This is a genomic window from uncultured Capnocytophaga sp. (assembly GCF_963525585.1).
In the GTDB taxonomy this organism is placed as follows: domain Bacteria; phylum Bacteroidota; class Bacteroidia; order Flavobacteriales; family Flavobacteriaceae; genus Capnocytophaga.
Genome location: NZ_CAURLX010000051.1, coordinates 1 through 12,797 on the forward strand (window position 1 = coordinate 1; position 12,797 = coordinate 12,797).

The 12,797-nt window shown below is 36.3% G+C and carries 8 protein-coding genes and 1 pseudogene; 1 reads left to right on the forward strand and 8 read right to left on the reverse strand.

Going from position 1 to position 12,797, the window contains the following annotated elements:
* From RYK20_RS09745 to metE, 4 genes are all read right to left on the reverse strand, one after another.
* The coding region (locus tag RYK20_RS09745; RefSeq protein WP_314895274.1) for a hypothetical protein at positions 1–402 on the reverse strand (402 nt) is incomplete at its 3' end.
* Between the two features lie 92 nt (positions 403–494).
* Positions 495–1,394, reverse strand: coding sequence for a dialkylrecorsinol condensing enzyme DarA (locus tag RYK20_RS09750; RefSeq protein ID WP_314895275.1), 900 nt, complete (start codon positions 1,392–1,394; stop codon positions 495–497).
* Positions 1,395–5,036, reverse strand: a complete 3,642-nt coding sequence (purL, locus tag RYK20_RS09755) for a phosphoribosylformylglycinamidine synthase (protein ID WP_314895276.1) — start codon at positions 5,034–5,036, stop codon at positions 1,395–1,397. It lies immediately after the preceding gene.
* Between the two features lie 219 nt (positions 5,037–5,255).
* Complete coding sequence (gene metE / locus RYK20_RS09760) at positions 5,256–7,562, reverse strand: 5-methyltetrahydropteroyltriglutamate--homocysteine S-methyltransferase (protein WP_314895277.1); 2,307 nt, start codon at positions 7,560–7,562, stop codon at positions 5,256–5,258.
* A 377-nt stretch (positions 7,563–7,939) separates the two neighbouring features.
* On the opposite strand from metE, the gene RYK20_RS09765 reads away from it, so the two are divergent.
* A complete protein-coding gene (locus RYK20_RS09765; RefSeq protein WP_314895278.1) occupies positions 7,940–10,762 on the forward strand; it encodes a carboxypeptidase-like regulatory domain-containing protein in 2,823 nt (940 codons plus the stop codon).
* A 56-nt stretch (positions 10,763–10,818) separates the two neighbouring features.
* Here the strand turns inward: RYK20_RS09765 and RYK20_RS09770 are convergent, their stop codons facing one another.
* The 4 genes and pseudogenes from RYK20_RS09770 to RYK20_RS09785 form a co-directional block, all read right to left on the reverse strand.
* On the reverse strand, positions 10,819–11,397 hold the full coding sequence (locus RYK20_RS09770; protein ID WP_314895279.1) for a hypothetical protein: 579 nt from the start codon (positions 11,395–11,397) through the stop codon (positions 10,819–10,821).
* 14 nt (positions 11,398–11,411) lie between these two features.
* Entirely contained in the window at positions 11,412–11,699 is a 288-nt protein-coding gene (locus RYK20_RS09775; RefSeq protein ID WP_314895280.1) for a YciI family protein, read from the reverse strand.
* Between the two features lie 29 nt (positions 11,700–11,728).
* Positions 11,729–12,409, reverse strand: a complete 681-nt coding sequence (locus tag RYK20_RS09780; RefSeq protein ID WP_314895282.1) for an SDR family oxidoreductase — start codon at positions 12,407–12,409, stop codon at positions 11,729–11,731.
* A gap of 82 nt (positions 12,410–12,491) precedes the next feature.
* Positions 12,492–12,797, reverse strand: a pseudogene (locus RYK20_RS09785) (hypothetical protein); the annotation flags it as partial.

Below are 12,797 nucleotides of genomic sequence, written 5' to 3' on the forward strand. Positions count from 1 at the left end.
AGAAATATTGGTATCTATATACTGATTTGCTTTTTCTGTACCATTAAAATGATATGATATAATATACTTAGCTATAAGGTTTTTAGGCAAAATGTTTTTATCGAAAACAATTTTTTTACCTTCAAAAGTATCTGATTCTAAAAATTCTTTAAATATCCAAATAGTATCATTTTTATAATCAATTGCATAATCTTCTGAAATATTTTCATTTATTGAATACATCTTTCCAATAAAAAGATTGTAATTATCTAATGAAATTTTTAGATACTGGTCTAATTCGCCCAATTGGGTTGTTTCTTCATATTGATCTTTAGACATTGAAGTATTATCTCCTGAGGCTCTTTTCTTAAAATCACAGGAATATATCAATATCAAGCAAAAAATATAGATGATAATTTTCATTTATTGATTTATTATTAAAAGGGCTTTCTGATAAAAACAGCAATGTATATTTTTGTATTACAGTTATTTAAACGAAATTAGTGATTAGCAAGTTATACACTTTCTGCTTTACGAATGTCCTTTTGTATTTTTCGATAGAAAAAGGGGTAAGTCAGCCAATAAAAACACCATACAATGGGCATTAGCACCCAGATGGCTATGTACAGGTATAGGTGGAAGCATTTCAGGAGAGTCCTTCTATACTTATTTCTATAAATTATAGTAGCCCAGATACGAAATAGTCGGTTAGCTTTATACTCAGCAGATAGGAGAAAAGGTTTTATAATTACTCCTTTTCGTTCTATGATTTCTTTCTGCAAACCTTGATCATAAATATCTTTTTGGAGGTATTCCAAGGCAATTTTTCCATACATAGAAGCACTTTCTATATCCTTTTGAGAAACTCCTGGTAAGGGGAATATCCCTAAGTATCTATCTTTTCTTCCTGTAAAAAGCCAATGTACAATAGTCAATACACTGATATGATTGGCGTGCTTATCAGTAAGAGCTATATTCCCTACCAAATGTGCTTTATTCTCTAGGAGTAATAGCTTAATTTTTTCCTGAGAACTTATCCACATATTTCGGGTACCTGAGAGAGTGATTACAGGTTTATTATACAATAAATCTTTAGCAAAGGTACTTTTTAAAAAAGAATTGATAGGGATAGAAGGTGACAGATACCAAACCTGATAAGCAAGAATTATTAAGGAATATTCTTTCTCAAGAAATTCTTGCTTAATAGGCTTAATAGGTTGTGGAATTTGTAAAAAAGACTCAGGGAAAGCCCCAAAAAAAGCTTCATCAGTCCAAGGAAAAGGGAAAGATTCTTCCATTTCTATAGAATAAAAATCTATCCCTATTCCTGCACTCTGAAAAGGAGCTACAAACTGATTAACAATATCCTTAAGTTGTCCTGATTGAGAGTAATAAACTACAAGTATCTGTTGCATTTATTGCTTACTTTCTATCCATTTTCTAGCATTTACAAAAGCTTCTATCCAAGGTGATACTTTGTCCTCTCTTTCTGGATAATATCCCCAAGCCCAAGGGAAAATAGAACGTTCTATGTGTGGCATAGTAACTAGGTGTCTTCCTGTTTCATCACATAACATTGCTACATTATAATCAGATCCATTAGGATTAGCTGGGTAGTTACTATAAGCATACTTACCTACTATATTATACTGATTTTCAGCAAGAGGCAAGTGGAATTTTCCTTCTCCGTGAGCAATCCATACACCTAAAGTTGTCCCTTCTAGAGAAGAAAGCATAACGGAATTATTGGGTTCAATAACTACTGAGGTAAAGTTACATTCGTATTTTCCACTATCATTATGAAGCATTTTTGCAGAGGGAGCTATCAGCCCTAATTCTATAAAAAGCTGACAACCATTACAGATACCTACCGAAAGCGTATCTTCACGAGAGAAGAATTTTTCCAAAGCAGATTTTGCTTTTTCATTATATCTGAAAGCCCCAGCCCATCCTTTAGCACTTCCTAGAACATCTGAGTTAGAAAATCCTCCTACAGTACCTACAAAATGTACTCCTTCAAGAGTTTCCCGTCCTGAAATAAGATCAGTCATATGTACATCCTTCACTTGGAATCCAGCCAGATATAGAGCGTAAGCCATTTCTCGTTCAGAATTACTTCCTTTCTCACGAATAACAGCAGCTACAGGTCTATTAGCTCCTGAGGTAGGGTATTCTCCTGAAAAATGTGAGGGGAACTTAAACTGAAGGGGTTGTTCTTTATAATTTTGATATCTTTCAAGGGCTTTATCTCCTTTCGTTTGTTTTTTATCTAATAGATAAGAAGTTTTATACCAAATATCTCGATAAGTTTCAATAGAGAATGTATAATTTTCTGTATAATTCACTAGAGAAAGAGTAGGAGAGGAGATTACAGTTCCTATTTTGTAGAAAGAAATACCGTTTTCATTAAATAAATTTTCTAGTAATTCATCGTTTTTAGCTTGGATAACTAAAGAATTGTTTTCATTAAAGCATATTTTTACACTATCTACTTCTCCTAGAGCCGTGAAATCAATAGAGGCTCCTAATTTTTGTCCGGAAAAACACATTTCAAGTAAGGTAGTCAGGAGTCCGCCACTACTTACATCGTGTCCAGCTACAATAAGTCCTTGCTTTATAGCTTTTTGTAGGGTATTGAAAGCTTTTTTGTAAGCAATAGGATCTGCAATATAGCTACATTGAGAACCTATGCTCTTTTGTGTTTGGGCAAAAGCAGTTCCTCCTAAACTAAGTTCTGTTCCAGAGAGATTTAAATAATAGATACTTCCTTTGCCTATTTTGAATACGGGTTCTACAACTTTTCGGATGTCACTACAAAGTCCAGAAGCAGAGATAATCACAGTTCCTGGAGCAATTACTTCTCTGTCAGGATACTTCTGCTTCATTGATAGAGAATCTTTTCCTGTAGGGATATTGATTCCCAAGGCAATAGCAAAATCAGAAGCTCCCTTGACCGCCTGATATAAGCGAGCATTTTCACCAGGGTTATTACACGCCCACATCCAGTTAGCAGAAAGGGATACACTTTTGAGCCCTTCTTCCAAAGGAGCAAAAACGATATTACTTAGAGCTTCAGCTATGGCATTTTGGCTTCCTTTTTCAGGATCTATTAGAGCAGAGATAGGAGCATATCCTAAGGAGGTAGCAATTCCTTTTTCACCCTTAAAGTCTAGCGCCATTACCCCTACATTATTCAAAGGTAATTGAAGTTCTCCAGCGGTTTGCTGTTTAGCGACTCTTCCTCCTACGCATCTATCTACCTTATTGGTAAGCCAATCTTTGCAGGCAACAGATTCTAGTTCGAGTACTTGCTTGAGGTAGGAAGGTATTTCTTCAGATTGATAACTGAAATCCTTGTAGTAGGTTGGTATAGTGGTATCTTTTAGGAGCATTTTAGGAGCATTTCCGAACATATCGGAAAGTTCCAAATCAATAGGTTTTTCACCTGTAGTATGATTTATAAAAGTAAATTGATGATCATCGGTAACTTTTCCTACAATATAAAAGGGAGCTCGTTCACGTTCTGCGATTCTCTCAAGTAAGTCAATGGCATTATGAGGAAGGATAAGCCCCATACGTTCTTGAGATTCATTACCGATTATTTCTTTAGCAGAAAGAGAGGGATCTCCTACAGGGAGCTTTTCCATTGCAATACACCCTCCAGTTTCCTCTACTAGTTCTGAGAGACAATTCAGATGTCCTCCAGCTCCGTGGTCGTGGATAGAAATAATAGGGTTTTCAGCGCTTTCTACGCAAGCTCGAATAGCATTTGTAACTCGTTTCTGCATTTCAGGGTTCGAACGTTGGATAGAATTGAGTTCAATAACAGAACCAAAGGCGCCCGTATCAGTAGAAGAAACAGCAGCCCCTCCCATTCCTATGCGATAGTTATCTCCTCCTAGAACAATAATAGGATCACCTTCCTTAGGAGTTTGTTTTTGTGCCATTTCTTTCTTCCCATAGCCAATACCTCCAGCGAGCATAATTACTTTATCATACCCTAACTCCTGTCCATTTTCCTGATGTTCAAAGGTGAATACTCCTCCGCAGATAAGGGGTTGTCCGAATTTGTTCCCGAAATCAGAAGCTCCATTTGATGCCTTGATAAGGATATCCATAGGAGTCTGATAGAGCCAATTGCGTTCGGACATATTTTCCTCCCAAGGTCTGTCGGAATCTAATCGTGAATAAGAGGTCATATATACCGCAGTTCCTGCTAGCGGAATAGCTCCCCTTCCTCCAGCTAATCGGTCGCGTATCTCCCCTCCAGAACCTGTAGCTGCTCCATTGAAGGGCTCTACTGTAGTGGGAAAATTATGAGTTTCTGCTTTAAGTGAAAGAATAGCATTGAAAGGAGTTTCTTCGTAGAAATCAGGCTTATCAGCTGATTTAGGGGCGAATTGTGTAGTGGGAGTTCCTTCCAAGAAAGCTACATTATCCTTATAGGCTGAAACTACTCCATTAGGGTTTGCTTGAGTTGTTTTTTTGATTAGTTGGAATAAGGAAAGTTCTTGTTGCTTACCATCTATAACAAAAGTTCCATTGAATATTTTATGTCGGCAATGTTCAGAATTCACTTGTGAGAATCCAAATACTTCGGAATCGGTAAGTTTTCTGCCTAATTTTTCAGAAAGTTTCTCTAAATAGGCAATTTCTTCATCACTTAAAGAAAGTCCTTCCTCTTGATTGTATTGGGCTATATCGGCTATCTCCAGAATAGGAGTAGGGGAGGAGGTGTTACTGAAAATGTCCTGATGTAGGTTGTCATATCTCTGGTAAAGCATAGGGTCAAAAGAGGTATTCTCTTTCATAGGAAAGAATTCTTCTAGTCGAATAATACCTTTGATACCCATATTTTGGGTGATTTCTGTTGCATTTGTACTCCAAGGAGAGATCATTTGAGCACGTACTCCTAAGAAAATACCTTCTACCTTTTGGGTACCTAAATAACTAGCATTTCCAAAAAGCCAAGAGAGCTTTTCTTGATCATTAGTCGACAAATCAGATGCTTGTACAGCATAAACTGTATTTTGAGAGTTTTTAAAAAAATGAATCATCAGGATGTATTTTTGAATGGCAAATGTAAGAAAAAAAAATGGAAAAACTTCTTTCTTTGATAAAAAAAAGCAAACGCCCCAATTTAGGAGCGTTTGTTACATTTCAGAATAGGTTACTTTAGGTAAAGGTGCATTGAGAAAAGCTCAATATACAAAATATTACCGTCGAATAATCCTCTTACAGAAACTCGTTAATATTCACGAATAATAAAAACAAAATTATTTTTTGTATTCCTCTCTGAGCTTTTGAGCTGTTTTCACCATAGCTTCAAGGGCAAGCTTGGTTTCTTCCCAATGGCGAGTCTTAAGACCACAATCAGGGTTCACCCAAAGATTTCTGAAAGGAACTACAGCGATAGCTTTCTTCATTAAGTGATAGATTTCCTCCTCAGAAGGAACCCTAGGAGAGTGGATGTCATATACTCCAGGACCTATTTCATTAGGATATTTGAAGTCAGCAAATACATCTAAGAGTTCCATTTGAGAACGAGAGCATTCAATGGTAATCACATCGGCATCCATATCGGCGATAGCTTCTATCATATCATTAAATTCAGAGTAGCACATATGCGTATGAATCTGAGTTTGGTCTTCTACACCAGAGGCAGAGATACGGAAAGCCTTGATAGCCCAGTCAAAATAGTTTTTCCATTCATTACGACGTAAAGGAAGTCCTTCACGAATAGCTGGTTCATCTATTTGGATGACCTTAATACCTGCTTTTTCCAAATCTACTACCTCATCACGAATAGCTAGTGCAATTTGATAACAAGTTTCCCAACGAGGCTGGTCATCACGTACAAAAGACCACTGAAGGATAGTCACAGGACCTGTAAGCATCCCTTTTACAGGAAGTTTTGTAAGAGATTGTGCAAACTTAGACCAACGAACAGTCATAGGCTCAGGACGAGATACATCTCCAAAGATAATAGGAGGTTTCACACAACGAGAACCATAACTTTGTACCCAACCAAATTTAGAAAAAGTATATCCATTGAGGAGTTCTCCAAAGTATTCCACCATATCATTTCGCTCGAATTCTCCGTGAACAAGTACATCAATACCTGTTTGCTCTTGCCAACGGATAGATTCTTCGATTTCTTTTTCTAGTAATTTGTCATAATCAGCCTCTGTAAGGGTGCCTTTCTTGAAATTAGCTCTCCAAGAACGCACTTCCTGTGTTTGAGGGAAAGAACCAATGGTAGTAGTAGGGAATAAAGGAAGCTTAAGAGCTTCTTCTTGTACTTTTTGACGGGTAGCAAACTCGCTATTACGCTTACTATCATTATCTGTAATACCTTTTACACGTTCTTTAACCTTAGTATCGTGGATAAGAGGAGAGGTTTTACGATTTTCAGCAGCTTTTTTGTTCTCTTCAAAGGCAGCTTTTACTTCAGCACTAAGGTCGTGCCCTATAGCAATAGCTTTCAAGTGAGAGAGCTCTTTTACTTTTTGCTTAGCAAAGGCAAGCCATTGTTTAATTTCAGGAGTAAGAACTTTCTCATTATTTTCATTCTCTAGATTACAAGGTGTATGTAATAGGGAAGAAGAGGTAGCAATAAGCAAACGCTCATTTCCGATAGCCTCTTGTGCTTTTTGAATAACAGAAAGCGAATGTTCATAATTATTTTTCCAGATATTACGTCCATCTACAACTCCTAGAGAAAGTTTTTTCTCTTTAGGAAGCGCTTTTAGTACATTGTCTAGCTGAGCTGTAGCGCGTACAAGATCAATGTGTAATACATCAAAAGGAAGTGATACAGCTAAGGAAGTATTATTATCCAAAGCACCAAAATAAGTGGTAAGGATAAATTCAGTATTAGGGAATTTTGCTCTAATTTCACCATATACTTTTTGGTAAGCCTCAGCTGCTTTTTCAGGTAAGTCAAGCACTAAGTAAGGCTCGTCTATTTGAATGGTTTTGGCACCAGCTGCTACAAGGCTTTCTATAATCTGAATGTATACAGGAAGAAGTCTTTCAGCAAGTTCTAAGCGATGGAAACCAGTTTCTTTTTCTTTTCCTAGAAGTAAGTAGGTAATGATTCCTAATAATACAGGTTTTGTCTCGAAGCCGTGTTTCTTAGCTAGAAGATATTCAGCTAAAGGCTTGTTAGTCTTAAGTGAAAAAGATTGATTTTTGGTAAATTCTGGAACGATATAATGATAATTGGTGTCAAACCACTTAGTCATTTCAGAAGCGGTAACATCTATTCCATTTTTTTGGTAGCCTCGTGCGATAGCAAAATATTGTTCCAACTCTGTAAGCCCACTTACAGGAGCAAAACGCTCAGGAATGGCATTTACTGAGAAAGAAAAGTCCAATACTTGATCATAGAAAGAGAAGTCGTTAGAAGGAATAAGGTCAATACCAGCTTCCTTTTGCAAAGTCCAATTATGCACTCGGATTTTTTCTGCTACAGCAAATAATTCTTCTTGGGTGATTTCTCCAGCCCAAAAAGCTTCATTAGCTTTCTTTAGTTCGCGCTTTTCTCCTATGCGCGGATAGCCTAATACATTTGTTTTCATATTAGTTATTTATTAAATGAGTATTTTGTAAAAAACTATTTAATAGTTTCTTTTTACTTTCTGGGCGCAAAGATACAATATATTATTCTAATATAAAAATTTTAAGTAAAAAAAAATTCTAATTATAGCTTATTTTATTTATTAATTTTTTTATTTCTATAAAATTTGAAAAATAGTGATTAAAATAATAGAATATATAAAATATATTCATTTATTTAACTTTAATGTAGAGAATAATTTAAAATTTAAAAGATTGTAGAAGTTATCAACATTTAGTCTTTATTTTTTAACAAAGATTGTTGGTAAAAAATTAGGTTTAAACAGCTTTTTTTCATAAAGAAGAACTAAATTTGTCCCTTAAAATTAATAAAGCAAAAATGAACACAAATAGACTTTGGTTAAGCCTATTAGCTTTCTTTCTGATGACAACGCTCTCGGCACAAACTATTACGGGAGTCGTGCTTGATGATGAATCCAAGGAACCTCTTCTTGGAGCAAATGTCCTTGTAAAGGGTACTAATATAGGAGCTTCTTCTGATATTAAGGGGAATTTTACCCTTAAAACCACTCAGAAAAAGGGTACTCTGGTAGTTTCTTTTGTGAGTTTCCAGACTAAGGAAATTCCTTTTACTATTGTTAATGGAAAAGCAATGTTAAAAATAACTTTACTTCCAGAAGCAGAGGAGCTAACAGGGGTTACCATTACAGGAAATGCTCTGATGGATATTGCGAAAGAGCGTAAAACTCCAGTGGCAGTTTCCACCATACGAGCCAGTGAAATTGTTACTAAATTAGGAAACCAAGAGTTCCCAGAGTTGCTCAATAGAACTCCTTCTGTATATGCAACCAAAGGAGGAGGGGGGTATGGAGATTCCAAAATCAATATTCGAGGATTTGGTAATGAAAATATTGCAGTAATGATTAATGGAATGCCTATTAATGATATGGAGAATGGTAAAGTATACTGGAGTAACTGGGCGGGAATAGCCGATGTAACTTCTTCTATGCAGGTACAACGAGGATTAGGAGCTTCCAAGCTGGCAATAGCTTCAGTAGGAGGGACTATCAATATTGTTACTCGTGCTTCTGATATGGCTCAAGGAGGAAATTTTTCTGCTTCTTATGGAAATGATGGTTTTTATAAAGGAGTTTTTTCCTATAATACAGGTAAGAGTAAGAAAGGATGGTCTTCTTCAATATTACTTAGCCGTACAGCAGGAGCTACTTATGTGAGAGGAACAGATTTTGAAGGTCATAATTATTTCTTTTCATTAGGCTATGCACCTAATGAAGAACATAATTTCCAATTTATTTTTACAGGAGCTCCTCAGTGGCACCATCAGCGTACTAATTATATTACTATTGCAAATTATCTTAAGTATGGAAACGGGGAACCCGACAGACGCTATAATGCAGATTGGGGATATTATAAAGGTAAAGAATATAGTTTCCAGAGAAATACGTATCATAAGCCTGTAATGATGCTTAATTGGGATTGGAATATAGATGATAAATCTTTTCTTAGTACTGTTCTGTATGCTTCTTTCGGTCGTGGTGCAGGTACCCGTGATATGGGAGGAGCTTGGAGTGGAGGTTTATTACCTGACGGACGCCCTAGGATGGTAACAGCTTCTGAGATTAGAACCTCAGAAGGGCTTATAGACTTTGATAGAATACTTAAGTATAATCAAGGAGAAGATATTAGTACAGCTGAGCAAGCTATAGAACCCCACGGAACTCCTTATGTAGCTAATGCTTCTCGTGACACAATGATAGGCGGAAGAACTGTAAGACTTACCGAAGGATTTGCTCGAAAAGGATTGGTAAATTCTCATAATTGGTATGGATTCCTTACTAATTTTACACATAAGCTTTCTGATCATTTTTCTTTTAGTGTAGGGCTTGATGGTAGATATTATAATGGTTACCACTATGAAGTAGTTAGTGATTTGTTAGGAACAGATTTCTACAGAGATAATTCTAATAGGAATATAACATTGCCTCGTAATGTACATCATAGAATTTCTGATACACCTACTCTTAATCCTTTTGGAGGAGGCATAGAGAATGTAAATGATAGAATTACTTATAGTAACGAAGGGCACGTACGCTGGTTAGGAGCTTTCGGGCAATTGGAATATACCAATGAAAAACTTTCTGCTTTTGCTCAATGGTCTAGTTCTATACAGGCTTTCCAAAGAACAGATGATTTTCTTAGAGAAGGAACTCTAGCACTAAGAGGAAGACCAGAAACCGCAATGCAACAAGTAACTACTTATAAGAGCTTACCTGGTTATAATATGAAAGCAGGCGCAAATTATAACATTGATAAGCATCATAATGTATTTGCTAATGTAGGGTATTACTCTCGTCAGCCTTTCTTCAATGCAGTATATCCTAATTATAAGAACTTTGTCAATCCAAGGCTTTCTAATGAAAAAATATTTGGAGTTGAATTCGGATACGGCTTCAAGAGAGAAAATCTTTCTGTAAACTTGAATTTGTATAATACAGTCTGGTCAGACCGATATGTACGCCGTGACAGCCAATGGGATAGAAATACTCAATACTTTGTGGAAATGCTTGGTATTACTGAGATTCATAGAGGTGTAGAGGTAGATGCTATTTATCGTATTAATAAATACTTGAGAGTTAATGGAATGTTCTCCTTAGGAGATTGGTTCTACCAAGGAGGAGCTGATGTTTCTACTTTCCTTCAAGCAAATAATACAGAATATATCCTTTCGGGAAGAACTTCTAATCAATTCCATTTGGATTTGGATAAAATGAAAGTAGGAGATTCTGCTCAGATGACAGCCAATGTAGGAGTAGAAGTAACTCCTATAGAAAACTTTAATATTGATATCAATTGGCGTTATGTAAATGATTTGTATGCTAAAATTGATGTTTCCACTCTAGGAAGTAGAACTAATAACACTAATGAGAATAGCATTAAGCTTCCTGAGTATAACCTATTTGATGTGGGCGCTTCTTATAAGTATAAATTTCCTAAAGGAAGACATTCTATTACTGTTCTAGCCAATGTAAATAACGTATTAGATACTACTTATATAGCAGAATCAGATACTAACATACATACAACCAATAGTAGTGTAACTTACAAGGGAATAGATGTGCGTAATAAGGTTTTCTTTGGTTTCGGACGTACTTGGAATGTAGGTTTAAAATATCATTTTTAATAAATACTTTTTCATAAAAATAAGCTCCCAATTTCTGGGAGCTTATTTTTTATTATCTATTGAGTTGGATATATTTTAGGATGCTTGATTGCTTCTATTAGTGAGGTAGCTCTCTGGGCTATTGTCTTATCTTCGGAAGTAGTGAAGTGCTGAAGCAAAGGGATATTTGCTTCTAATAATTCCATAATAGCCACGTGGTAATAGTGTCGGTCTAAGGATTTGACAAGTTTTAAAAACTCTTCATCCATAGTGCCATCATAAGCATCATTGAATAGTTTTTCTTTGTAGGCTTCATATTTGGCAACTTTTCCTTTAGTAGCTTTAAAATCTTTAACTTGTGGAGACTGAGAACTATAATTTGCTGCCTCAAAAAGCGTGAGCATATCACGTAATAGTATTGCTTTGTCCGCTTTATCCTCTTCTAACAAAGCGAGATAAAATCTCATTCCCCAAGGAGAGAGCTTTATCAGCCACGCTTGTGATTCAAAACTATAGATAAGGTTTTGATAGTCTTTTTCAGAGGCTGCTCCATCAAGTATTTTTACTATACTTTGCTTTACTATATTGGCATTGGTTTCGTAAGGAGTAGCAAATCTTCGCCACGGGAAATTTTTAATTAGCTGTTGTAAATCCATTTGTTATTATAGTTTTAAGAGAGTACCTTCCCAAATGCCTCAGAGAATTTGGTAGGGGTAAATTCAATAATTTGATAGGCAGCTATTCGATGCTCGTGAAAAGGATCTTGAGCAATGATGTCCAGTATTTCTTCCTTACTGCCAGCTTTACACAAAATTACGCCACCCTTGCGAGGTATCTGTGCTCCTGAAGCAACAAAATGCCCTGAAGCATAATACCTATCTAAGTAAGTGCGATGGGCTTCTAAGTGTTTTTCAACCTCTGAAAGGTCTTTTTGATACGTTAAAATAATGATATACATATATTAATTATTCTTTACTCGTTAGTGTTTTAAGGCGTTGTATTGGCTACTTGTAAAACCTTTCCGTTGAATACTTCACCTCCATTCAAAGCAAAATCAGCGATGTAGCGTGCCATTTGCTGTGGGGTGATATTAGCTTTATAATCAGGGAAGGCTTCGGCGAGCATCTCAGTCTGTACGGCTCCTAAGGCTAAGGTATTGAAAACGATACCACGCTCTTTGTACTCTTCGGCTAAAAGCTCGGATAAGGTAATCAAGGCACCTTTGGAGGAGCTATATGCTGCTAAACCACCGAACTTCAAGCTTCCTTGTATGCCTCCCATACTGCTAATACTCACCACGTGTGCGCCTTTCTCCATAAAAGGCAGTAGTTGTTGCGTGAGGTGTGCTACCCCAAATACATTCACCTTATACACTTCTAAAAAGTCGATTTCTGTAAGGGCTTCAAAAGGTCTGTTGATAAGTTTACCTGCGTTGTGAATCAAGATATCTATCTTTTGCCATTGCTCTTTTACAAACTGTGCTACAGCTTCTCTATCCGTAGGTAAGGTAATGTCAAAAGGAAAACAATGTACTTTGGGTAATTTCAGTGCTTCTATGGGAGCTGTATGCCGAGAAAGAGCTAAGATGTTATGCCCTTGCGATGCCAACTGTTGTACCAGTTCAAAGCCTATTCCTCGGCTGGTACCTGTGATGATGATGTTCTTCATTGCTTTAAGAGTTGTGCAAATATACAACTTTATTTCTTTTCTGAAGCTATTGATTGGTATATATCTATTCCAAGGTGTTGTTTTATATTCCCCATAATGAAGCCTGTAATCTGCGAATATGAGGATCTTCTACTACATCAATAATAGCTAAAATATCAGCAGGAATACGGATGTGATGAGTGAGTAATTCGCTTAATATATTTTGAAGAGCTACAAGATATTCATCATACGCAATGAGTTTTTGGACATTTTCAAGTGCTTTAACGACAATTATATTTGAGTAACACTCCTCTTTCAGTTGACGAATGAACTCATTGGTAACCAATGCCATAATATCTTTCTCTGGGTGGTATATATCAATATTTAATTCCTCTTGAATAATTGCAGC